The following is a 21,758-nucleotide window of genomic DNA, read 5'->3' on the forward strand; positions in this document are numbered from 1 at the left end:
TATGACGGCTAAACATCCGCTTCACTACCATTTCGGAGAAGTAACGGAGCTTTTTCATTACATATACGAAGTTTGTGAAACAGCAGGTATTTATATTGACTGGAGCGGAACAGCCCAAACCGTTCAGCTATATCGAAGTAAAGAATCTTTTTTATCCGGAGAACGCTACATCGGAGCGATTCAATATGAAGGGAGCAATCAGTTTCAAAAAAGATGGCCTTCTACCGTCAGTTTGAGATTTCGACGTGCAAACTTGTCGTTTATTTTAAAATATTGTTTAGAACAAATTGAAGACTACCGCAAAGACACAAATAAAGAACCCTTCATTAATCCAAATGCAGAATCCATCGCGTTTAAATTCACCTCTTTAACAGATGAAACCAAACAAGTGATTTCAAAAATTAAAGAAGTATTATGTATTGCCAACTACGTATAAAACCCCGCAGAATGTTACCTGTGGGGTTTTGGGTATTTAACGCAGGTTTTCTGCGTCTTGAAGCAATTGTTCGGCGCGGAGTTCAAGTTTTTGTAAAGTGTCGGTATAAATCTTTACCTGCTGCTCGTTTAGCTGGGACGTTAATTCGGAAAATACCTGTTCTACAGCAGGCGTCACTTCTGTTTTTAAACGCAGGCCGTCTTCTGTTATTTGAATAAAAAACGAGCGGCGATCTTCTGGATTTCTAACACGCTGAATCCAATTTTGTTTTTCTAGTAAATCTAAAATTTTAGTCAGCGTCGCTTGATCTTTATCTGCTCGCTCAGCTAATTGCTTCTGTGTACTATATTCAGCTTCTGATACGCGCTTTAAAACGGTCCACTGTTCTGGCGTAATCCCAAAAGGACGTAAGTGTGCGGCAACGACTCTGCTTAAGCGCTTACTTGTACGAACGGTGGGAATGCCGAATATTTCTTCTAACGATTCCATATAAAACCTCCTGCATATATACCTGCTGTGATTATATCAGCTGTTTTTATTTCTGTAAATTTGTTTGTAGAGGTGATCCTTTATAAAAATAAATTTACACAATAAATCTCAAATACACTAGACTTATTGTGTGTATCCTTGTAATCTAGTGTAAGAATAGTTAAACTTTTTCAAAAACAGTAGGGGGTACACACATCCATGATTAAAGCGGTTTTTTTCGACCTAGATGACACGCTACTTTGGGATCAAAAAAGCGTAAAAGAAGCATTCGTTGCAACATGTACATATGCAAGTGAAAAATATAATCTAAAACCTGAAGAACTAGAAGAAGCGGTGCGTAAGGAAGCAAGAGAATTATATGCTTCGTATGAAACCTATGAATTTACGCAAATGATTGGCATTAATCCATTTGAAGGGTTATGGGGAAATTTTTTAGACGATCATGATGAATTCCGCAAAATGAAAGATATTGTTCCTACTTATCGCAAAGAAGCTTGGACTCGAGGCCTTCGTGCTCTAGGAATTCACGACGATGCTTTTGGAGCGGAATTAGCTGAACGTTTTCCATTAGAGCGCCGCAAAACACCTTTTGTATACGAAGAAACGTTTGAAGTGCTTGATCAATTAAAAGGAAAGTACAAGCTGCTGCTGTTAACAAACGGTTCACCTGACTTACAAAATACCAAATTAGATATTACATCAGAACTAGTTCCATATTTTGATGAGATTGTGATTTCAGGGGCATTTGGCCGGGGTAAGCCTGATCCATCTATTTTCGACCATGCTTTATCACTTATGGATTTAAAGAAAGATGAAGCGATCATGGTTGGAGATAATTTAATGACAGATATACTGGGTTCTTCTCGCGTTGGAATGAAATCTGTATGGATTAATCGTCACGATAAAGAGCGAAATGAAGTCATTCCTACTTATGAAATTACCCATTTAAGTGAACTGCATTCAATTTTAGATGAACTAAATTCGTAATACGAACAAACAAAAAGAGGCGTAAATCGTCTCTTTTTTTGTTGTAAAAACAAGTACAAAAGTCTCTGAAAGTCCTATATCCGTTCCAAATCTCACTGACTTCAGTCACTTTTTCTTCTTCCTGCATAGTAAACCAATCTTATCCTTGATTCCCAGATAAATACCATGTAGCATAGTATATAGACTAGTCATTGGAGGAATAACATGAAGAAAATAGTTACCAGAAGCCTTGTAGCGGCTGTTTTGTTCACAAGTCTCGCCGCTTGTGAAGACAAACAAGGCGATACGCACGTCACTTACAAAAACCCTCAACCTAAACATGCCCCTGGAGCAGACACCATTTCAGCAACAGATGAAACGATGGCGCCTGTAAGTCGCGTAGCGACAGAAGATGAAACCGATGATCGATTAGCGTTTGGAGAACGATCAAAACACGGTCAATATTATGTTTCCACAACGGATGCACAATTTTTTCCTGTTAAAGGAGCTAAACAAGTAAACACTCAGTACGTTGTCGTATCCGTTCAGTTTCAGCGAACACCTAATGAACATTCGACTGTAGTATTAAACGACACAACGTTTACATTACAAGACACAACAACTTATCAAATCTACGAACCGTCTGATGGAGGGAATTTATCGACAGAAACCCCGCACACCTTGTGGACAGCTTTTTCATCACCGTCATTATCTGACGACGAACCACTTAACCTCGATGTTGCATTTAAAATTCCAAAAAAGGCCAACCATACGTATAACCTGTTGATTACACAACAATCAGAACGAGCAGATGTATTCAAGTTTGAAGAAGCTAAACAAGAGTATTAATTACATATAGAAAAAACGCCTGTCTTTTGTTTTATAGAAAAAGAGAGTAGACATTAAACGTGTTAATGTAGTCAATTTTAAAAAGAACGTGTATCATTGTAAGTGCTGGTAACAAAAGTTGGACATAAAATGTGGATAAAAAGTTACGAGAAAGGAAAAGGTGCGTACATCACGTTAAAGACATATGAATCATAAACATACAAAAACAAATACTGAATTCAGTAATAAAAAAATAAACATGCATTTAAATAGAAAACTATCAGCGGCTATCATAGCTGCCTTTCTTTTCGCTTTGCTTTTTTGTTTTATACCAGGGATAAAAGAGTCAATTCCCAATTTTACTATAAAGAAAAACAGTTCGCATTTCAGCGAATTATTTCCTTTATACCTTTTGTTCTTTACGCCCTTTTTTTTAATAATGGGGACGTTAGGCACAGTTATTGTTGATTTATTAGTCAGCGCTTTTGTTAAAGAACGCAGTAAAAAAATTGATTTTATCATGTCATTCATATTTCATGGTATTTTTGGATTTTTAATGTTTGAATTTGGAATGATGGGCGTCATTCTTATTTTTATTGTTGACCGTATTCTTTCAATCCGTAAAGAAAGCTACACTTATTTATATCCACTGGTTTGCTTAGTGGTGTCGGCTATTATTGGAACTCTTGTCCATTTCATTTCTACTATCGGCTAATAAAAATGCTAAAAAAGAGACCTCAAAGGGTTAGGTACCGCCTAACAATTGAGGTCTCTTTTTTTAAAAACACCATTTGGCTAAGTTATTTACTTTACTGCGCTAACGTTTGATAAATCAAAAAGATATTTAAACAAATGACTAATGCAGCTATCACCCAAGCTACAGTAGTTGTTGCTTTATGATTAACCAACCCGCCCATGATTTTTTTATTACTTGTAAACATGATAAGAGGTACAAGCGCAAATGCAATTCCGAACGATAAAATAACTTGACTGACAACTAGTGCACTTGTTGGATTTACGCCAAGTCCGATAATCAAAAGCGGCGGAATAATTGTAATGAAACGACGAAGATATAAAGGAATTCTGCGTTTAATAAATCCTTGCATAATGACATCTCCAGACATTGTTCCGACCGAAGAACTTGAAAGTCCTGAAGATAATAATCCAACACCGAACGCAATAGCTGCAAAAGGACCAATTAAATGTTCAAATTGTGTAAAAGCCACGTCCAAATCTTGCACGTTTAATCCGTTTTTAAAGAATAGAGCGGCTGCGACAATCAGCATGCTTGCATTAATTGCACCAGCGATAATCATGGCAATCACAATATCGATAAATTCAAAGCGGAAAATCGCTTTTTTTTCCGATTCTGTAGTTCCTACCACGCGGCGCTGCGTAAGAGCTGAGTGCAAATAAATCGCGTGCGGCATAACTGTAGCACCTAAAATCCCAGAAGCTAACAGCACGCTGTCTGTCCCGTGAAACTGAGGGACAAATAAGCCGTGGACAACACTTGCGCCGTCTGGATGCGCAAGAAACATTTGAGTCCCAAAAGCTAATACCACAATAAAAACCATTGCCGCAATCGCTGCTTCTAGCAGTCGAACACCTCGTCTTTGTAACTCTAAAATAGCAAAAGAACCTACCGCTGCGATGAGTGCAGCTGGGAACAAAGGAATATGAAATAATAAATAAATTCCAAGAGCAGCCCCAATAAATTCTGCTAAATCCGTCGCCATAATGACTAATTCCCCTTGAATACAAAGCCCAAAAGAAACGAAGGACGGGAAGTGTTCCTGTGCTATCTCGGGTAAATTCAAGCCTGTTGCAATACCTAATTTAGCTGATAACGATTGAATTAAGACAGCCATTAAGTTAGAAATTAATACAACCCAAAGCAACATGTATCCGTATTGAGAGCCTGCTGCGATGTTAGTAGCAAAATTACCCGGGTCAATATAAGCAACCGCTGCGATAAAGGCAGGCCCTAAGAAAGGTAATAATCGCTTAATTCCTTTTGTTTTACCCGACAATACGTCTTGAGCACTTAGCTGCATAGCTGATAATGCTTTACTGCCGTTTTGATCTTTCATGTCTAGTGCTCCTTTCTTTGATGAACAATAAATAGCCCAAGCTAATTTTTTTATATGAAGTATAAAATGTTTCCTTAATGCAAATTATATGCTAGCAAAGGTTCTTTTGACAATAAAAAAGTTTAGCAAAAAATATAAATCATCTTCAGCTGTTTTTTATCCCGTTTGGCACAATTCTTTAAATGCACACCCGTGACAGGAGGAAGGTGTATCTGCTTGAGGGAAATGCTCAAGCGGAAGAGGCTGATTTACCTCTGAGTCTTCCAAAAAAGTTTTCATATAATCAATGCTTGTATCAACTTGCCGAAGAACAGCTTCAATTTCGTGAAGAGTTAGCTGATACGTACGCGCACTGCCTGAAAGCAAGTATTCGTTTCGGACTTTTATCTGATCAACGGAAATATTATATTCAGCTAGCACGTAGAGAGCGTAAATTGCCAGTTGAAACAAATCATCTTTTGTTTGTTTACTTGTTTTCCAATCAACAATCGTAAATTCGTCTGTGACTGGATTTTTAAAAAGGGAATGAAAAGGCGCATATACTTTATGATCATACACATTTATAGAACGAAACGACTGAGGAGAATCTACTTCTAAAGAAGGTGAAGACACCACGTCGCAAAACGATTTACTTTGTAAAAAGTTATGTACACAAGTGTGTACCCGCTTTTGCATGTCTTTAAGATCTTTTTTAGAAATATAACCGTTTTCGTAGAATTCTAAAAGCATCTTATACTGAGCAGGCTTATGATACCAAAGCTCTCCATAGTCAGTAGAATCACGCAGTGCGTTATTTAGTAGCTGCTGTACTTTCTTCACTAAATTTTGTTCACCCGGGACAATCTGTGTAGATGTATAGTCAGAAATGGCTTCTGTAATCACCTGACGGACGGCTTGTCCTGCGTACATAGATAAAGTAGAAACCTTTTTTAAACGATAAGCGCTTTGAGACTGTGCAGAAGCGCTGTCAAGCCATCCGTTGTGTGAGACATAATAATGATATGCATACTTTCGTTTGCACTGTGTGATCATTTTATGCCTAGAGTACGACCATGAAAATTCAGGGAAATCAGTGATTTGAAACAAGCTATTCACATCCTTTTTCAAAAACTGCGCATAGGTTGGTCTATTAGTGTATTCGTATATGAGTTAAAATAGACTAAAAGTGTAGAGAGTGAATAGCTACGCATGCATATTATTTTGTGGATTCTTGCGAAATATGTATAAATAGAAAAAACTATTTAAAAATTGGTTGCTTTTTTCTATGGAAGATGTTATATTAATAAAGCGATGAGCTAATTTGTGTAAGTCGAAGGACATGCTTTCGAGCTAAACGTGTGAATGTGGTCACACGGTCCCCGCCACAAACGCATCAAAGACGTCCTGCGTGGACGTCTTTTTCATTTTATAAAAAAGAGAGCATATTGCTCTCTTTTTTTGTGATAACTTTTTGATCCCTTCTATAATTTCTGCCCCTTTTATTTACTGCAGCCAAACTTACTGTATTTGCACATTTGCCGCATATTGCATGGTTCCTCTTGTAGAGTTAATCACAATATCTACAACGTAAAAACCTTGATTTTCAGGAATCTTAAATTCATTATTTTTGACAAACAGCTTGGTTTTTTCACCATTATCTCTCCATATATGCACGCTCACGCCGCGAATATAAGCGCCGTCTAGGTTGGAAAAATGGAGCTTAACCAATTGTTGCTGCTTTAAAGGGATACTTTTTTGCTGCGATATGTATGTATATAAATCATATACATTTATTTCTTTTTTTGTTGTTGAACGGCCGTTTGACCAGTTAATAGAACCTTTGTGAAGGTGATAGGTATGTTCGTTGACCGCAAGCGCAGCTTCAGGTTTATTTTGGTCGTATTCTTCCTCTAGAAAGAAAGCACTGTTCTTAAGTAAAAGTAAGAAGAACACCGTAACAGCTCCTAGACCGCTTAAGACATATACACCACATTTTGCGGGTTGTACTTTCATAATAATTTCCTTTCACAGACCAATAATTAAGGAGGATAGGTACATAAAATTTCCACTTTTTCTATTCTAAACGATTACAAGTGAAATTACATTTATTGCTTTCTTTCTTCACAAAAAACAGGATAATAGTCATGTGTTTTCTATAAAAGATCCCCTTAGATCAAAATCAACCCCGCAGAAAAGGAAAATAAATGGAAATTAAAAGAGGGAATCTAAAAAATTTACAGAAGTTGATAAGTGATTTAAAATTATACAGAGGAAAAAAGCATTTCAAAAAAAGGGAGATTAGTAGGTTTTTTGTTCTACTTCCACTTCTTAAAAAGTCGTATTTTTCGTAAGAAACTGTAAAGTTATATTTTATAAAGGTGAACCAATACATATACAAACAAAAGGGACACAAAAAAGGGGGATCAGCATGGAAATTAGAGAACTAGAATTACATGATGCTGCAAACTTTGTAGATTTGCTTAAACAGATTGAAGAAGAAAGTAAGTTTATGCTGTTCGAAAGCGGAGAGCGAAAGCTGAGTACGGATCAGCAGGAGAAAAACATCGAAATCTTTAAGCAGCAGCCAAACTCTACGATTATTGTAGCAGAAGAAAACGAGATGCTTGTGGGATATATAGCTGCAACAGGGGGCGAAGCTAACCGAAACGCTCACATCGCTTCTTTGACATTAGGTATTCGAAAGACGTTTCAAAATCAAGGAATTGGGACGGCTTTAATCGGTGCACTTGAAGAATGGGCGAGAGAACACCATATTCATCGTCTTGAGCTCACAGTCGCTATACAGCATGAAAAGGCTCTTTCTTTATATGATAAAGTAGGATTTGAAATCGAAGGAACAAAGAAACATTCACTGCGAATTGGCGGTTTGTTTATTGATGAGTACTATATGTCTAAATTGCTCAACTAAAAAAAGAAACGACGTTTAAAGACGCCGTTTCTTTTTTTAACTTCCTCTATAAATTTGGTACCCCCAAGGTGACACAAGCAAAGGGATATGATAGTGTTCTTGTTCAGAAGACAATCCGACTCGAACAGAAACTTGATTTAAAAAGGGCGGATTTGTTGTTTGGACCTCTTGTTTTTTATAATATTCCCCAATGTGAAACAAAAGTTCATAATCTCCTGACTCAAACGCTTCAGAAGAGAAGAGCGGAGTTATTAACCTCCCGTCTTCATTTGTAGTACCGTGTGAAATTTTTATTCGTTTACTTTCCGACTGAATATGATAAAAATCAACTTTGACAAAAGCAGCCGGACATCCGTGGGTAAGATCTAAAATATGCGTTGTAATTTTAGTCATGCTCGTTTCTTTGTCTCCTTATCTTCAGTAATTTTATCAGTTAAACGAAAGAAAGCAATTTTATATACTTCTTCTAACGCTGTAGCAAACTCCGTTTGTTTGGTATTCTGTAAGCGACTTTGCATTGCCTCGTAAATATCTTCTTTTTGTTTACCTCGTACTGCCAAAATAAAAGGGAAAGGAAACTTTTCCATATACATTCCATTAAGAGAAGAAAACTGTTCATACTCATTTTGTGTTAAGTTTTGTAAGCCTGCTTTTGTTTGTTCTTCAGTAGAAGCAGATGTCATAACGATATTTTCACCTAGATTTGGATGAGCTTGCAGCAGCTTTAGCTGTTTTTCTACAGATGCTTGCGCTACAATTTCTTTCATCATGCCATGAAGTTGTTCAACGGAAGAGAAAGGGCCTTTAAAATAAGCCTCTTCTGCAACCCAAGGTGAATGTTCAAATATATCACCAACTAGTGAAACAAAATGCTTCTTGCTAAGCTGATTAACATACTGCACGGATACGTTATTCATACTACACCTCTTTATTTTATTTCCGAATAATCTGTCTTCTCTAAAGAGACAGAAGGTACTTTTCGTTCAATTGATGCGTTAAAAAAGAGATTTAATAAAATGGCAGCCAAGCTTCCCGTAATAACTCCATCACTTACAATTACGCGCAAAGCACTTGGGAGCTGAGCGAATAAATCAGGTACCACCGTTACACCAAGGCCAAGTGAAAGAGAGCACGCAATAATCAGCAAATTTTCTTGTTTGGCCAAATCGACAGCACTTAGCATTTTGATGCCTGATGAAATAACTAAACCGAACAACACGACCATTGCTCCTCCTAAAACAGGGGTGGGAATAATGGTTGTAAAAGCAGCTATTTTCGGAACAAGCCCCAGTAATACGAGAATGAAGCCGGCTACTACCACTACATTTTTTGTTTTTACTTTCGATAATTGAACCAGTCCTACATTCTGAGCGAATGTATTGTAAGGAAAAGCATTAAATAGTCCTCCAAGGACAATGGCGATTCCTTCTGCACGGTAGCCTTTTGCAAAATCTTTTTCCGTTAATTCCCGATTACACAGCTTTCCTAACGCTAAAAATACGCCTGTAGACTCAATGATAATGACCAAGCATACGAGAATCATTGTTAAAATAGGGCCGATTTCAAAAGTAGGCATCCCGAAATAAAAAGGAGTGGGAATGTGCAGCCAAGAAGCTTCATTAAAATTAGTAAAATCAACTTTTCCCATTAATACAGCGGCTATTGTTCCAACTACAATTCCAATCAACACAGAAAGAGAACGAAGAAAACCGCTGAAAAATCGATTTAAAATTAAAATAAGCGCTAGAACACCAAAAGAAAGAAGAAGATTAGAAAGAGAACCAAAATCTTTGCTTCCCACTCCTCCTGCCATATTTCGGACAGCGGATGGTACAAGCGATAAACCAATCATCGTCACAACCGTTCCGGTGACAACGGGAGGGAAAAATCTAATAATTTTGCCTAGAAAATTTGCTGCCAGTACGATGAAAATACCACCGGCAATAATCGCTCCGTAAACGGCACTAACTCCATATTGAGTTCCAATTGCAATCATAGGAGTCACCGCTACAAATGAGCTTCCAAGTACAACAGGAAGGCCAATCCCAAACCACCTGTTCGTCCAAGCCTGCAGCAGCGTAGCTAGTCCGCAGGTCAGTAAATCAATGGCTACGAGATAGGCTAAGTCATGTGTATTTAAATTTAATGCGCGTCCTACCATCAGCGGAACGAGAATGGCACCTGCATACATAGCGAGTACGTGCTGTAATCCTAATGAAGCTAGTCGAAACGGCCGATTTTGGTTATTCACCTAAAAACCTCCTTTAATTATATCACATGTAATGTTAATAAATATTACATTTAGAATGATACATTAATAGTAAAATGTTTTTTAAGGGATGTCATTAGTCAAGTTGACCAAAAACAGAGGTTTCAATATCTACTTTTTTACAATATATAGAGAAGTAGGTAAGCTATCGTGTAAAAAGATGTTACATTTAGTTTTCAGTACCAGATATTAATATCAAGTGATATAATTTTGTATATATTTTCAAATAATAGAGGGAAGAGGAAATGTTTATGTATAATCTTGCGGCTCACGCATGTAAATTTTTATTAAAAAGAAGAGGCAAGCTTTACATAAGGAATAAAGAGTCTTTACCAACAGACACAGGCTTTGTGATCGCTTGTTCGCATAAGGGATGGGTAGACGTTGTAGCGCTTGGTGCGGCTATTTTGCCTCACCAAATTCATTTTATGGCAAAAAAGGAGCTTTTTAATCATATACTCACTAGTAATGTATTAAAAAAACTTAACGCATTCCCAGTAGATCGTAACAACCCGGGACCCAGCAGCATTAAAACACCTATTAAATTAGCAAAAGAAGGACATATCGTCGGGATTTTCCCTAGCGGCACGCGAACAGAGGAAGACGTTCCCTTAAAAAGAGGAGCAGTCACTATAGCGAGCATGGCAAAGGTTCCTATTGTACCCGCAGTTTACAAAGGACCCGCAAATGTAAAAGAGATATTTTCAAAGGAGCCCGTTGTCATTTCCTTTGGGAAGCCCATCTACCTTGCTGAAGGAAAGCTGACAAAAGATCGGCTCGCCGACGTGTCAAATCACTTAACAGCTTCAATTCGTACGTTAGAGGAAACAGAAACATAACTTCATAGCGGAGGTGCATCATGAAGGATTGGGTACAGAGAAAGCTAAACGATGTGATTAGTGATGATGTGCAGGCAAAAATGAAAGAAAAGATGGCTGAAAGCGGTGTAACCGTTCCTATATCCGCTTCTATGCTCATGCGGATTTTTCAAAAGCAAATGACAAAGCAAGATCAAATTCAGCAATTTTCTATTTCATTTCAAGACTCCTATATTCACGTGAATGGAATTATTAAAAAATTTCTGGTGAGAATTCCATTTTCTATTGTGCTAGAACCTCTTGAAGCCAAAGAACGTACGCTTGTATTCAAAATCCATGAAATGAAACCTCTTAATCAAAATTGGATCAACTATCGAATTTTTCATAAGCCGCCTGTTACTACGTATGAAGAAAAACAAATTCATATCAACCTCAATGAAATTGATAAAGTGAAAGTCATTCCAGTAGGGAAAATCAAACATTTTTCAATACAGGATGAAAAGCTTCGAGTGAAAATTGGTTTATAAATGGTTGTAAATAAAATGTAGAAATAATTTTTTTAGAAAGAAAACCTTTTCAATTCAGCACTTAATTCGATTAGGTGCTATTTCTTTATAATTTTTATAAAATTTTTAGAATTTTTCGTCTCTAACTATTGTGACACGCTTCCCTAAAGTTGTACAATGTAACTTATATAGAGGTTTAAGCGAAAAACCCGTAAATATAAAGAGCAAGGAGAAACAACTATGACAACTTATTCAATCGATGTAACACTAAGTCAAACAAAAAAAGAAAAGCCGCAATCTGATCAATTGCAATTCGGGAAAATCTTCACGGACCATATGTTCATTATGGATTATACAGAAGGCCAAGGATGGCACGATGCTCGTATTGTACCTTATCAACCTATCACATTAGATCCGGCATCCATGATCTTTCATTACGGGCAGTCTGTTTTTGAAGGACTAAAAGCATATGTAACAAAAAAAGAGCAAGTATTACTATTTAGACCAGATGAGAACTTCAAACGTTTAAATAAATCAAACGATCGTCTTTGTATTCCTCATGTTGATGAAGACTTAGCGCTAGAAGCGTTAAAGCAGCTGATTAAAATTGACCGAGAATGGATTCCTACTGCTGAAGGTACATCACTATACATTCGCCCGTTTGTCATCGCAACAGAGCCTTACTTAGGAGTAGCGCCATCTGGCCGCTATCAATTTATCATTATTCTTTCTCCAGTTGGTTCATATTACAAAGAAGGGATTGCTCCTGTAAAAATTGCGGTTGAAAGCGAATTTGTTCGTGCTGTAGCCGGAGGGACAGGGACAGCTAAAACAGGCGGAAACTATGCTTCAAGCTTAAAAGCTCAGCAGCTTTCTGACTCAAAAGGCTATTCACAAGTACTGTGGTTAGACGGCGTTGAACGCAAGTACATTGAAGAAGTAGGAAGCATGAATATTTTCTTCAAAATCGATGGAGAAGTAGTAACGCCATCTGTGAACGGAAGCATTTTGGAAGGAATTACGCGTAAATCCATCATTGAACTGCTAAAACACTGGAATATGCCTGTAACTGAGCGCCGTATTTCTATGGAAGAAATTAAGCAAGCTTATTCAGAAGGCAAACTAGAAGAGGCATTTGGAACAGGTACAGCTGCAGTTATTTCTCCAATTGGCGAACTATTTTGGAATAACGAGAAAATGGTCATCAACGGTGGAAACACGGGAGAAGTATCACAAAAACTGTATGACACTCTAACAGGTATTCAAAATGGTACAGTGGAAGATCCATTCGGCTGGGCAGTGGAAGTGGAATAAATTTCGATAATCAAACATCTTTTTACGTAAAAGAAGCGGGAGCTGTCCCGCTTCTTTTTTTTGTTTGTTGCCGAATAGTCCAAAAGAAACAAATTATATTTTGAATATTTAGAACTATTTATATACTTTTATTGTAAAATAAAATATAATTATCCTTATAAAAGCAAGACTTTGTCTTTATTAGAATTGGCCGCGTTACTTATTCGTTATAAGGGGGAGAACAAAATGCTTTTTTTATCACATGATGAAAAAATTAAACAGCTGGCTTCACATTTAGCTGAACGACTCGAAAGAGAATTAAACCAAGAAACTTCAGATGAACAAATGCACGTGCTCATCGGCTACTTATTTGCTTCTCATTTAATCGAGCACCGTCCTACGGGTTATTACGTAAGGTCTCAATACCCTAAGCAGCTAAAAGATTTATATGAAACTTTACACGTCCACCAATAAATTATCTCTTCCTCTTTTGTCCTATATCGTGTAGAATTTTAGAAAATATATGATTTTCTAGTTGATGGCAGAGCTAGGACATAGCGTGGTGTGGCATTTACCTTTAAATGATTAAGTAATGGCTTTAGAGGTGAATAATGTTAGCGCAGATCAAAGAAATGAGTTTAGATAAAAATCGTCGTAATCCACATTACCGCGTATTGTTGCAGTGTCCAGACGGGAGTGAACTATTCATTCACTTTAATTATACATACCGATCAAAAACATATTGGTCAAGAGATGTATATCACAACAATGTTCATAAAAAATCTCAGCTTGCTTGGTATACCCAAAGCGTAGAGGAAATGACTGCTCAGCAGTTTCTTGAAGAGCTAGGAGCTATAGTAAATGAACATTTCAACTTTACACTGCGACGATAACCAAGAAAAGCACCCTTTAACAAGGGTGCTTTTCTTGGTTATTTTACATAAATAAGGACAGAATAATATATATTCTCTTTTTGAAAGTGAAAGGTGGAAAGCTCATGGCGCAAATCGTAATGTGGGTGCTTTTTATCGGTCCTTGGCTATTGCTTTTTGCAGTTGATAAAGAGCGAGTAAAGCGGTATATGGCTGTATCGCTATTCGGAGTGGTATTGTTAACGGTGGTTTTTCAAATTGCAGATCGCTTTAACTGGTGGGAAGTCAATGAAACTCTTTTTTTCTTTGTTAATATGACGCCTTTTCCTTTTGGCATATTTATAATAGGAACGCTTTTTATTTTTTATTTTACCTATCCTGGCTTTTGGATGTTTATGATTATCAATGCAGCGTTCGATTTATTTCAGGCATTTATCATGAGTCCTATCTTTGAAAAACTAGACATTTATACACTGAAGGGAATGAATCATTTTTTATTATTTGTACTAATGATGGTTATTGCTGTTCTACTTTTTCTTTATCAAAAGTGGCAAGATACTGCGTTTAAGTTATCTATCAAGTGATAGAGAGACAGGTTGTGTTTTATCGTTAACTTTTATATAATGAACGTATAAAACCCTCTATTTATATCGGAAATAGAGGTGTTTTTACTGTGAAAAAGATACAAAATGGCAAAATATCTGCGGATGAACATCATTTTTCGCAAAAAAATTAAAATAATGTAAAAGTTTATGTTAAAATGGCAATGTTGCGTGAACGAATTAACTAACTTTACGCAAGAATGCTATTTACATACGTAAGAAGGAGAGAGATTTAAGATGGCAAAGACGTTAATTTTTGGACATAAAAATCCTGACACAGATACAATCTGTTCTGCAATTGCATACGCTGATTTAAAGAATAAATTAGGTGTAGACGCTGAACCAATTCGATTAGGCGATATTAACGGTGAAACGCAATTCGCTCTTGAAAAGTTCAACGCTGAACTACCACGTTTCGTTGATGAAGTATCTAAAGAAACAAATGAAGTTATTTTAGTGGACCACAACGAACGCCAGCAAAGTGCAAACGATATTGATCAAGTTCGTGTGCTTGAAGTAATTGATCATCACCGTATTGCTAACTTCGAAACAGCAGATCCTTTATACTATCGTGCAGAGCCAGTTGGATGTACGGCAACGATCTTAAACAAGATGTATAAAGAAAACGGCGTAGAAATCGAACCTAACATCGCAGGTCTTATGCTATCAGCTATCATTTCTGATTCTTTATTATTCAAATCACCAACTTGCACAGACCAAGACGTTGCAGCTGCTAAAGAATTAGCGGAAATTGCAGGCGTAGATGCAGAAGAGTACGGATTAGCAATGCTAAAAGCTGGAGCTGACTTAGGTGATAAAACAGCTTCACAATTAATTTCATTAGATGCTAAAGAATTCAGCATGGGCACAAGCAAAGTTGAAATTGCACAAGTGAATGCAATTGACGTAAACGACGTTTTAGTGCGCAAAGTTGAATTGGAAGAAGCGATTACTAAAACAATCGAAGAAAAAGGATTACAATTATTCCTTTTAGTTGTTACAGATATTTTAAACAGCAACTCTACTGCATTAGCATTAGGTTCTGCTGCTTCAAAAGTAGAAGAAGCATACAACGTAACGCTTGAAAACAATACAGCTGTCTTAGAAGGCGTTGTATCACGTAAAAAACAAGTAGTACCTGTATTAACATCTGTATTTGCTTAATAAAAAAACGGTTCGTGTCTACACACGAACCGTTTTTTTGTCTATTTGCACGTTAAGCCAATTTAGTATATCTTCTATCACTTCATCTTTATTTAATTCATTCAGCAACTCATGACGGCACTCTTTAAAAAAACGGTAACTTACATCCTGTAATCCTGCCTTTTTAAAGTCGTTATATACTTTGACTACGCCTTTTGTATAGCTGCCTACTGGATCATGTTCTCCAGATACCAAATAAATAGGCAGGCTTGATGGAACTAGCTTTATATTAGCTAAGTTAGAGATTTGTTTGATTCCTGTTAGTAAGTCATAGAAAAACCCCGCTGTGAAAACCCCACCGCAATAAGGGTCATTTACATATAAATCTACAGCTTCATTATCTTGACTTAACCAATCAAAAGGTGTCCGAGCAGGATGAAATGATTTATTGTATTGTCCAAAAGAGAGTTTATCAAGCAAAGGGCTAGGAGATCGTAACCCTTTTCTCTTTATCTCTATTTGCGCAGCTAATATACCGCCCTGCAGTGAAAGGGAAGGAATGCTGCCAGTACCTGAGAGTATCACACCATGAATGTGCTCTGTATCCAATTGAATATATCTTCTCGTTAGAAAAGACCCCATGCTGTGACCGAAAAGAAAGATCGGTAGGTCGGAGTGTTCCGTCGAAATGTGCTTAGTCAGAGCAATCATGTCGTAGACTACTGTATCAAAACCATTTTCTTCAGCAAAAAAACGCTTGTCTTCATCTTTTAAAGCTGTTTGACCGTGACCTCGGTGATCATTCCCATATACGATATATCCATGTTGCGTTAATACATTAGCAAAGTACTCGTAGCGTCCAATATGTTCGGCCATCCCATGGGCTATTTGGACAACGCCTTTTGCAGAATGGTTTTCAACATTCCATTTTTGTGCAAATATTTCTTTTTCTTGATGACCTCTGTAATAAAAGGATTGTTTCATGCTCAGCATCCACCTTCTGTTTTCCTGTAAAATAAGGGATATATGTATATATTATACTAATTTATGCAGGTGATTTTACTATTTTAAAATAAAAAATGATTATTTTGTCATAAACCTTTACAAACCTTTGTGTGATTTGTTAAATTAGTATTTATATTAAAAATTATTAAACAATTTAAAAAGATTTAGTTTTTAATAGGTTAGATGAATACGGAGGGAATTATTGTGGCAGAATTAAGAAGTAACATGATCAAAAAAGGATTCGACAGAGCACCACACCGCAGCCTACTGCGTGCAGCTGGTGTAAAAGAAGAGGATTTCGGCAAACCGTTTATTGCGGTTGTCAATTCATATATTGATATTGTACCAGGTCATGTTCACTTACAGGAGTTTGGTAAAATCGTAAAAGATGCGATTCGCGAAGCTGGTGGCGTACCTTTTGAAATGAACACTATCGGTGTAGATGACGGTATTGCGATGGGACATATCGGTATGCGTTATTCATTACCAAGTCGTGAAATCATTGCTGACTCAGTTGAAACGGTAGTATCTGCTCACTGGTTTGATGGAATGGTATGTATTCCAAACTGTGATAAAATCACGCCTGGGATGTTAATGGCTTCATTACGTCTGAATATTCCGACAGTTTTTGTTAGCGGCGGACCAATGAAGGCTGGCGTAACGAGCGACGGCCGTAAGATTTCTCTTTCTTCAGTATTTGAAGGCGTAGGAGCTCATCAAGCTGGTAAACTTGATGATAAAGGATTACTTGAATTAGAACAATTTGGCTGTCCGACATGCGGATCTTGTTCAGGAATGTTTACAGCGAACTCAATGAACTGCTTAGCTGAAGCGTTAGGACTTGCTTTACCTGGAAATGGTACAATCTTAGCAGTTGCTCCTGAACGTAGAGAATTTGTTAAAAAATCAGCTAAACAGCTTATGGAATTAATTAAATTAGATTTAAAACCACGTGATATCGTAACAGAAAAAGCAATCGACAACGCATTTGCTTTAGACATGGCGTTAGGTGGTTCTACAAATACAGTTCTTCATACGCTAGCTCTTGCAAATGAAGCTGAAATTGATTATCCGTTAGAACGCATTAATGAAGTAGCGGAACGCGTGCCTCACTTGGCAAAACTCGCTCCGGCTTCGGATGTATTTATTGAAGACTTACATGAAGCAGGAGGCGTATCTGCTGCTTTAAACGAGCTATCTAAAAAAGAAGGAGCTCTTCATTTAGATACGATGACGGTTACTGGAAAAACGCTAGGCGAAAACATTGCAGGATGCGATGTAAAAGATTATAACGTTATTCATCCAATCGATAAGCCGTTCACAGAAAAAGGCGGACTTGCTGTATTGTTTGGTAACTTAGCTCCAGACGGCGCGATCATTAAAACAGGCGGTGTTCAAGACGGCATTACTCGCCACGAAGGACCAGCAATTGTATTTGAGTCTCAAGACGAGGCGCTGCATGGTATTGCTAACGGAAAAGTAAAAGAAGGACATGTCGTAGTCATTCGTTATGAAGGACCAAAAGGCGGACCGGGAATGCCTGAAATGTTAGCTCCAACTTCTCAAATTATGGGAATGGGACTAGGTGCAAAAGTAGCACTATTAACAGACGGACGCTTCTCTGGCGCTTCACGTGGATTATCAATCGGCCACGCATCTCCAGAAGCTGCTGAAGGCGGACCGCTAGCATTTGTCGAAGATGGCGACCACATCGTGATTGACATTGAAGATCGTTCAATGAATGTTCAAGTTTCTCCAGATGTTTGGGCAGAACGAAAAGCAAACTGGAAAGGCTTTGAGCCAAAAGTGAAAAAAGGCTATCTTGCAAGATATTCTAAACTTGTAACTTCTGCAAGCACAGGCGGAATTATGAAAATCTAATAGCACAAAAAAGGCTCTCTACGGAGAGCCTTTTTCTTTACTAAAGCAACTGTGCAAAGAAGCCTTTTTAACACGTAAACTCTTTTTTCATAATAACGTGTGGAATACCGTCTTCCATAAAGACATCAGAAGCAGTCTTATACCCTAATTTATGATAAAAAGGTTCAGCTTGAACTTGACCGTGAAGCTTAGATTGAGTTAAGCCTTCTTTTTTCGCTGCTTCTTCTAAGCTGGTCACCACTTCTTTTCCGAGCCCGTATTTTCTAAATTCCTTTAATACGCATATTCGCTCTATTTTGGCGTAATCGTCTACTATGCGGAATCTGCCAGAAGCAGCTGGTTCGTTGTTATAATAAATTAACATATGTTTTGCCGTTTCCTCATGTTCATCAAATTCGTCTTCTAACGGCACTCCTTGTTCTTCAACAAACACTGTTTTACGTATATGGAATACTTCTTCAAGCTGCTCTTTTGTTGTAACATGCTTAATTTTCATTAAAATCCTTCCTTTTCTACGAATTTAGGCTTCTTTTTTGTATAATAAAAATACGTGATATAAAAAGAGTATAAAGGAAAAATAAAATGTTGTAAATGCAACAAAAAGCAACCAATGAACATTTTACACAAATTTGTGGTCATTACTCACTGTTTAAACGACCTCAGCAATAGTAAGATCAACTGAAACATGTTAAAAAAGCAAAGAAAATGGATTATGAAGCGCTGTGAATCTACATAAATTGTAAAAAGAGAATTATTCACAATAGTAGTGGGATGAAAAAGGGGAATGTATCATGCAAATAACCTTAGTGTATAAAGATGAGCAATCGAATAAATTTTGGAAAGTTGAAAGAAGAGACAGCAAGTTAATCATTCACTTTGGAAAAGTTGATACAGCCGGTCGCATGCAAGTGAAAGAGTTTGCTTCCGCAGAGGCTTGTGAAGCAGAAGCTGAAAAGCTGATTCGTGCAAAATTGAAGAAAGGATATAAGCCTTTAACTTGTTCGATGCAAGTAATGAAAGACAGCACGATGTCAGAGTCTCTCTTTTGGGAACTGATAAAAAAGGCGAAGACAAAATTAGATGTCGATGAGCAAATGGAATGGCTCCGCTCCACGCTAGCGAAGCGTTCTGAAAAGGACATTTTTCGCTTTGATCAGCTACTAAATCAGCATTTTGATCAATCCTATACTTCTTCATTGTGGGCAGCAGCTTATATTGTAATGGGCGGTTGTTCAGATGATTGTTTTGATTATTTTAGAGCGTGGCTTTTATATCAGGGAAAAGACATATATTATAAAGCGGTTGAATCTCCTGAGACGATGATTTCCGTACTTAAACCATTAGAAGCAGAAGGCTATGCTCCTCAATTAGAAGAATTACTTTCTGTAGCGTGTGAAGCTTACGAAGAAAAGACAGGTTTAGATAACGACTATTATTATGATAAATATGACCAGTTTGATCCAGTGTGGTACGATGAGCAAGAATTGGATCTTGATTGGGATGAAGATGATGAAGATGGTTTACAGATGCGATTCCCTGTGCTTTGGAGCCGCTATTGGAACAATCATCTCGAATATTAAAAAGAGGAGATGAAAACCTTTAAACAGATTTTCATCTCCTCTTTTTTTATTTTGATAGAGTACGTGACAGGGCGGCCGAAGACAGTTTTGTTTTTTTGTTTAGCATACTGTTCATAATCATTCCAATTACGATTATCGTCATACCAGCTAACGCAATCCCTGTTGGCATACGTCCATTTAATAAAAACACTTCGCCAAGCACGGTAAAAATCATGCTGCCTGATTGAGTTGCTTCAACCGCTCCAAGCAAACCTAAATTTTCTTTTGCCAAGTCTGTTGCGTAAAAGAACGTCATCGTAGCAATTACACCTGAACTCATTGCCAAGATGAAGGCTTGAGAAAATTGGGGAGAACTTGGGATACCTGTAGTAAAGAAGCCGTATATGGCGTAAATAATACTTAACGGAATACTTGCTAATGCCATTCCTAAAACGCGTTGAAACGTATCGAGCTTCCCGCTGCATATTTCCATCATTTTACGATTTCCAAGCGGGTATAAAAAAGCAGCGACAACCACAGGTAGAAACCCTAAGATAAACTGCATAGGCGTAATATTTTCTGCTTCTTTCACCTGCATAAGAATAACGCCTACTAAAATAAACGCTGAAACACTAAGCGTTTTTAGCGGGATTTTCCCTCTCACTTTTTTATATCCTTCCGCAGTTTGAACCTTTATAAAAAACAAGGGCGAAAGAAGAGCTCCTGCTAGAATGGTCACTTGCCACGTTCCCGCCACCAGCCACGATGGTCCGAAAAGCGAGGAAAAACTTAAGAGAGAATAAAAACCTACTCCTGCAAGTGTTCCCCAGCCAAGCCAAGCCCAAGGGTGTTTTTTCATTTCCTGCCATAGAGGCATAAATTTCTTTTGCAGCAGCACTAAAATGAGTAAAATAGGAATAGCGAATAAAAAGCGGAGGGATGCAGTCCATGCCCAACTCGTTCCAGATACATTCATTGCTCGGTTAACAATAAACGTAGCCGAAAAGAACATGGAAGATAATAGTCCCCATATTATTGCTTTCATTGTTTACCCTCCTTATTAAATATATTATAATATGTTAATCACTTAAAAAAGTTTATCATAATATACAAAAGAAAGGAAGGAAGAAATGCACACAGAAGAGATGATTAGAAAAGTAGGCAGTGAATTACGAAAAATCAGGGTGCAAAATCATTTGACTCTGGATGAACTAGCTGAAAAGACAGGAGTCAGTAAACTTACATTAGGAAAAATTGAAAGAGGAGAGACCAATCCCACTTTAGGGGTGATGTGGAAAATAACCACAGGTTTAAATATTCCTTTAACCAAATTAGTATCAGTGGAGCCTTCAGTATCCCTATCTAAGTGCGGAGAAGGATTTTCTCTCAAAGGGCCAGATGAAGCTTGGAAAATTGAATTTATGTTTCAAAACCAAATGGATTCGACGATTGAAATGTACCGAGCCTTTCTTGCGCCTCTCGCTACATACCGTCCTGAACCGCATCACAAAGGATTAATTGAAGTAGCAACGGTAATGGAAGGAAGAATCGAAATGAAAATAGAAGAAGAGCTATACGAGCTAAAACAATTTGACTCTATAAAATTTGAAGGAAGTCATGTACACTCATACAAAAATCTTGAAGAACGTCCCGCTGTTCTGCATTTACTGCTAAAATATGAGGAGTAAAACGGCAGAGCCGCAGTAAAACGAACCATAAAAAATGATTCGTTTTACTGCGGCTCTAATAGCTGTTTATTCATCAGCTTGTTTTGATAGCTAATATATTTTTTTACTTTAATGATACTTAATGAATATTCTTCAATTAATCGGTGGATAGATTGAACCATACACTCTGGGTAATGATGTTTTTTCTGTAAATACACTTTATACTTTCGAATTTGTCTTTCGAAATATAAAATAACTTGTTCAGGCGTTTTTACCAGTAACGATTGCATGTATTCATTTACTTGCGTTTCAAGAAACGAATAGCGATTTGTGATAAAAAATGTCTTCATCTTATTTTCCTCCCTATATGTTATTGGTACAAAAAAGAAACCCTTGTGCTAGGATTTCTTTTTTGCTTTTTAT

At 37.3% G+C, this 21,758-nt stretch carries 26 protein-coding genes; 15 read left to right on the forward strand and 11 right to left on the reverse strand.

Translation table 11 applies throughout. The features are described 5' to 3' along the window. Position 1 precedes the first annotated feature (1 nt). Positions 2-436 (forward strand): hypothetical protein, encoded by a 435-nt coding sequence (locus ACXAE4_RS15175; RefSeq protein WP_013083346.1) that lies wholly within the window; start codon positions 2-4, stop codon positions 434-436. A 36-nt stretch (positions 437-472) separates the two neighbouring features. Here the strand turns inward: ACXAE4_RS15175 and ACXAE4_RS15180 are convergent, their stop codons facing one another. Then, positions 473-925, reverse strand: coding sequence for a MarR family winged helix-turn-helix transcriptional regulator (locus ACXAE4_RS15180; RefSeq protein WP_028413178.1), 453 nt, complete (start codon positions 923-925; stop codon positions 473-475). Between the two features lie 198 nt (positions 926-1,123). Here ACXAE4_RS15180 and ACXAE4_RS15185 point away from each other — a divergent pair, with 198 nt between their 5' ends. From ACXAE4_RS15185 to ACXAE4_RS15195, 3 genes are all read left to right on the forward strand, one after another. After that, positions 1,124-1,912, forward strand: a complete 789-nt coding sequence (locus ACXAE4_RS15185; protein ID WP_013057222.1) for an HAD family hydrolase — start codon at positions 1,124-1,126, stop codon at positions 1,910-1,912. Between the two features lie 204 nt (positions 1,913-2,116). Further along, positions 2,117-2,740, forward strand: a complete 624-nt coding sequence (locus ACXAE4_RS15190) for a hypothetical protein (protein ID WP_033579102.1) — start codon at positions 2,117-2,119, stop codon at positions 2,738-2,740. Between the two features lie 184 nt (positions 2,741-2,924). Beyond that, positions 2,925-3,434 carry a hypothetical protein gene (locus tag ACXAE4_RS15195; protein ID WP_028413179.1) on the forward strand — a complete coding sequence of 170 codons (510 nt, stop codon included), beginning with the start codon at positions 2,925-2,927 and terminating at the stop codon, positions 3,432-3,434. Between the two features lie 94 nt (positions 3,435-3,528). On the opposite strand, the gene ACXAE4_RS15200 is transcribed toward ACXAE4_RS15195, so the two are convergent. The 3 genes from ACXAE4_RS15200 to ACXAE4_RS15210 form a co-directional block, all read right to left on the reverse strand. Continuing rightward, positions 3,529-4,812 (reverse strand): Nramp family divalent metal transporter, encoded by a 1,284-nt coding sequence (locus ACXAE4_RS15200; protein ID WP_475236324.1) that lies wholly within the window; start codon positions 4,810-4,812, stop codon positions 3,529-3,531. Between the two features lie 156 nt (positions 4,813-4,968). Continuing rightward, entirely contained in the window at positions 4,969-5,898 is a 930-nt protein-coding gene (locus ACXAE4_RS15205; RefSeq protein WP_430029853.1) for a PD-(D/E)XK nuclease family protein, read from the reverse strand. Positions 5,899-6,309: 411 nt separating this feature from the next. Continuing rightward, positions 6,310-6,804: a hypothetical protein gene (locus ACXAE4_RS15210; RefSeq protein ID WP_154972959.1), complete on the reverse strand. Its 495-nt coding sequence runs from the start codon at positions 6,802-6,804 to the stop codon at positions 6,310-6,312. Between the two features lie 415 nt (positions 6,805-7,219). Between ACXAE4_RS15210 and ACXAE4_RS15215 the strand changes: the two genes are divergently transcribed. Continuing rightward, positions 7,220-7,720 carry a GNAT family N-acetyltransferase gene (locus ACXAE4_RS15215; protein WP_050691164.1) on the forward strand — a complete coding sequence of 167 codons (501 nt, stop codon included), beginning with the start codon at positions 7,220-7,222 and terminating at the stop codon, positions 7,718-7,720. Between the two features lie 36 nt (positions 7,721-7,756). On the opposite strand, the gene uraH is transcribed toward ACXAE4_RS15215, so the two are convergent. The 3 genes from uraH to ACXAE4_RS15230 are packed head-to-tail and all read right to left on the reverse strand — an operon-like array spanning position 7,757 to position 9,971. Then, entirely contained in the window at positions 7,757-8,113 is a 357-nt protein-coding gene (gene uraH / locus ACXAE4_RS15220) for a hydroxyisourate hydrolase (RefSeq protein ID WP_014459916.1), read from the reverse strand. Further along, positions 8,110-8,637: a 2-oxo-4-hydroxy-4-carboxy-5-ureidoimidazoline decarboxylase gene (gene uraD, locus ACXAE4_RS15225; RefSeq protein WP_289578950.1), complete on the reverse strand. Its 528-nt coding sequence runs from the start codon at positions 8,635-8,637 to the stop codon at positions 8,110-8,112. Before uraD ends, uraH begins: the two co-directional genes overlap by 4 nt. A gap of 11 nt (positions 8,638-8,648) precedes the next feature. Next, positions 8,649-9,971, reverse strand: coding sequence for a nucleobase:cation symporter-2 family protein (locus ACXAE4_RS15230; RefSeq protein ID WP_289578949.1), 1,323 nt, complete (start codon positions 9,969-9,971; stop codon positions 8,649-8,651). A gap of 269 nt (positions 9,972-10,240) precedes the next feature. Here ACXAE4_RS15230 and ACXAE4_RS15235 point away from each other — a divergent pair, with 269 nt between their 5' ends. From ACXAE4_RS15235 to ACXAE4_RS15265, 7 genes are all read left to right on the forward strand, one after another. After that, complete coding sequence (locus tag ACXAE4_RS15235) at positions 10,241-10,828, forward strand: lysophospholipid acyltransferase family protein (protein WP_099331049.1); 588 nt, start codon at positions 10,241-10,243, stop codon at positions 10,826-10,828. A 20-nt stretch (positions 10,829-10,848) separates the two neighbouring features. Next, positions 10,849-11,334: a hypothetical protein gene (locus ACXAE4_RS15240; protein WP_098113019.1), complete on the forward strand. Its 486-nt coding sequence runs from the start codon at positions 10,849-10,851 to the stop codon at positions 11,332-11,334. Positions 11,335-11,553: 219 nt separating this feature from the next. Further along, positions 11,554-12,627 (forward strand): branched-chain amino acid aminotransferase, encoded by a 1,074-nt coding sequence (locus tag ACXAE4_RS15245; RefSeq protein WP_098999369.1) that lies wholly within the window; start codon positions 11,554-11,556, stop codon positions 12,625-12,627. Between the two features lie 225 nt (positions 12,628-12,852). Further along, positions 12,853-13,080, forward strand: coding sequence for a hypothetical protein (locus tag ACXAE4_RS15250; RefSeq protein WP_289578948.1), 228 nt, complete (start codon positions 12,853-12,855; stop codon positions 13,078-13,080). A 137-nt stretch (positions 13,081-13,217) separates the two neighbouring features. Continuing rightward, positions 13,218-13,499, forward strand: a complete 282-nt coding sequence (locus ACXAE4_RS15255) for a hypothetical protein (protein WP_098113017.1) — start codon at positions 13,218-13,220, stop codon at positions 13,497-13,499. A 104-nt stretch (positions 13,500-13,603) separates the two neighbouring features. Next, a complete protein-coding gene (locus tag ACXAE4_RS15260) occupies positions 13,604-14,062 on the forward strand; it encodes a hypothetical protein (protein ID WP_028413192.1) in 459 nt (152 codons plus the stop codon). A gap of 255 nt (positions 14,063-14,317) precedes the next feature. Further along, positions 14,318-15,244, forward strand: a complete 927-nt coding sequence (locus ACXAE4_RS15265) for a manganese-dependent inorganic pyrophosphatase (protein ID WP_014459925.1) — start codon at positions 14,318-14,320, stop codon at positions 15,242-15,244. Between the two features lie 18 nt (positions 15,245-15,262). On the opposite strand, the gene ACXAE4_RS15270 is transcribed toward ACXAE4_RS15265, so the two are convergent. Continuing rightward, complete coding sequence (locus tag ACXAE4_RS15270) at positions 15,263-16,207, reverse strand: alpha/beta hydrolase (protein ID WP_028413193.1); 945 nt, start codon at positions 16,205-16,207, stop codon at positions 15,263-15,265. A 225-nt stretch (positions 16,208-16,432) separates the two neighbouring features. Here ACXAE4_RS15270 and ilvD point away from each other — a divergent pair, with 225 nt between their 5' ends. Then, entirely contained in the window at positions 16,433-18,109 is a 1,677-nt protein-coding gene (gene ilvD / locus ACXAE4_RS15275; protein WP_013083330.1) for a dihydroxy-acid dehydratase, read from the forward strand. A gap of 67 nt (positions 18,110-18,176) precedes the next feature. Here ilvD and ACXAE4_RS15280 read toward each other — a convergent pair whose 3' ends face one another. Continuing rightward, positions 18,177-18,605 carry a GNAT family N-acetyltransferase gene (locus tag ACXAE4_RS15280; RefSeq protein ID WP_028413194.1) on the reverse strand — a complete coding sequence of 143 codons (429 nt, stop codon included), beginning with the start codon at positions 18,603-18,605 and terminating at the stop codon, positions 18,177-18,179. Between the two features lie 295 nt (positions 18,606-18,900). On the opposite strand from ACXAE4_RS15280, the gene ACXAE4_RS15285 reads away from it, so the two are divergent. Continuing rightward, a complete protein-coding gene (locus tag ACXAE4_RS15285; protein WP_028413195.1) occupies positions 18,901-19,689 on the forward strand; it encodes a DUF4240 domain-containing protein in 789 nt (262 codons plus the stop codon). Positions 19,690-19,735: 46 nt separating this feature from the next. On the opposite strand, the gene ACXAE4_RS15290 is transcribed toward ACXAE4_RS15285, so the two are convergent. Next, positions 19,736-20,713: a DMT family transporter gene (locus ACXAE4_RS15290; RefSeq protein WP_014459930.1), complete on the reverse strand. Its 978-nt coding sequence runs from the start codon at positions 20,711-20,713 to the stop codon at positions 19,736-19,738. 85 nt (positions 20,714-20,798) lie between these two features. Here ACXAE4_RS15290 and ACXAE4_RS15295 point away from each other — a divergent pair, with 85 nt between their 5' ends. Then, complete coding sequence (locus ACXAE4_RS15295) at positions 20,799-21,356, forward strand: helix-turn-helix domain-containing protein (RefSeq protein WP_028413197.1); 558 nt, start codon at positions 20,799-20,801, stop codon at positions 21,354-21,356. Positions 21,357-21,400: 44 nt separating this feature from the next. Here ACXAE4_RS15295 and ACXAE4_RS15300 read toward each other — a convergent pair whose 3' ends face one another. Beyond that, positions 21,401-21,685: a hypothetical protein gene (locus ACXAE4_RS15300; RefSeq protein ID WP_028408390.1), complete on the reverse strand. Its 285-nt coding sequence runs from the start codon at positions 21,683-21,685 to the stop codon at positions 21,401-21,403. Positions 21,686-21,758: the final 73 nt, after the last annotated feature.

The sequence above is a fragment of the Priestia sp. ABM2_011 genome (assembly GCF_056158845.1).

Coding starts and splice junctions, on each gene's coding strand:
- ACXAE4_RS15175 (WP_013083346.1), top strand. CDS start 2: ATGACGGCTAAACATCCGCTTCACTACCATTTCGGAGAAGTAACGGAG.
- ACXAE4_RS15215 (WP_050691164.1), top strand. CDS start 7,220: ATGGAAATTAGAGAACTAGAATTACATGATGCTGCAAACTTTGTAGAT.
- ACXAE4_RS15255 (WP_098113017.1), top strand. CDS start 13,218: ATGTTAGCGCAGATCAAAGAAATGAGTTTAGATAAAAATCGTCGTAAT.
- ACXAE4_RS15280 (WP_028413194.1), bottom strand. CDS start 18,605: ATGAAAATTAAGCATGTTACAACAAAAGAGCAGCTTGAAGAAGTATTC.
- ACXAE4_RS15195 (WP_028413179.1), top strand. CDS start 2,925: ATGAATCATAAACATACAAAAACAAATACTGAATTCAGTAATAAAAAA.
- ACXAE4_RS15285 (WP_028413195.1), top strand. CDS start 18,901: ATGCAAATAACCTTAGTGTATAAAGATGAGCAATCGAATAAATTTTGG.
- ACXAE4_RS15290 (WP_014459930.1), bottom strand. CDS start 20,713: ATGAAAGCAATAATATGGGGACTATTATCTTCCATGTTCTTTTCGGCT.
- ACXAE4_RS15235 (WP_099331049.1), top strand. CDS start 10,241: ATGTATAATCTTGCGGCTCACGCATGTAAATTTTTATTAAAAAGAAGA.
- uraD (WP_289578950.1), bottom strand. CDS start 8,637: ATGAATAACGTATCCGTGCAGTATGTTAATCAGCTTAGCAAGAAGCAT.
- uraH (WP_014459916.1), bottom strand. CDS start 8,113: ATGACTAAAATTACAACGCATATTTTAGATCTTACCCACGGATGTCCG.
- ACXAE4_RS15200 (WP_475236324.1), bottom strand. CDS start 4,812: ATGAAAGATCAAAACGGCAGTAAAGCATTATCAGCTATGCAGCTAAGT.
- ACXAE4_RS15240 (WP_098113019.1), top strand. CDS start 10,849: ATGAAGGATTGGGTACAGAGAAAGCTAAACGATGTGATTAGTGATGAT.
- ACXAE4_RS15250 (WP_289578948.1), top strand. CDS start 12,853: ATGCTTTTTTTATCACATGATGAAAAAATTAAACAGCTGGCTTCACAT.
- ACXAE4_RS15300 (WP_028408390.1), bottom strand. CDS start 21,685: ATGAAGACATTTTTTATCACAAATCGCTATTCGTTTCTTGAAACGCAA.
- ACXAE4_RS15210 (WP_154972959.1), bottom strand. CDS start 6,804: ATGAAAGTACAACCCGCAAAATGTGGTGTATATGTCTTAAGCGGTCTA.
- ACXAE4_RS15245 (WP_098999369.1), top strand. CDS start 11,554: ATGACAACTTATTCAATCGATGTAACACTAAGTCAAACAAAAAAAGAA.
- ACXAE4_RS15260 (WP_028413192.1), top strand. CDS start 13,604: ATGGCGCAAATCGTAATGTGGGTGCTTTTTATCGGTCCTTGGCTATTG.
- ACXAE4_RS15270 (WP_028413193.1), bottom strand. CDS start 16,207: ATGAAACAATCCTTTTATTACAGAGGTCATCAAGAAAAAGAAATATTT.
- ACXAE4_RS15180 (WP_028413178.1), bottom strand. CDS start 925: ATGGAATCGTTAGAAGAAATATTCGGCATTCCCACCGTTCGTACAAGT.
- ACXAE4_RS15265 (WP_014459925.1), top strand. CDS start 14,318: ATGGCAAAGACGTTAATTTTTGGACATAAAAATCCTGACACAGATACA.
- ACXAE4_RS15190 (WP_033579102.1), top strand. CDS start 2,117: ATGAAGAAAATAGTTACCAGAAGCCTTGTAGCGGCTGTTTTGTTCACA.
- ACXAE4_RS15295 (WP_028413197.1), top strand. CDS start 20,799: ATGCACACAGAAGAGATGATTAGAAAAGTAGGCAGTGAATTACGAAAA.
- ACXAE4_RS15185 (WP_013057222.1), top strand. CDS start 1,124: ATGATTAAAGCGGTTTTTTTCGACCTAGATGACACGCTACTTTGGGAT.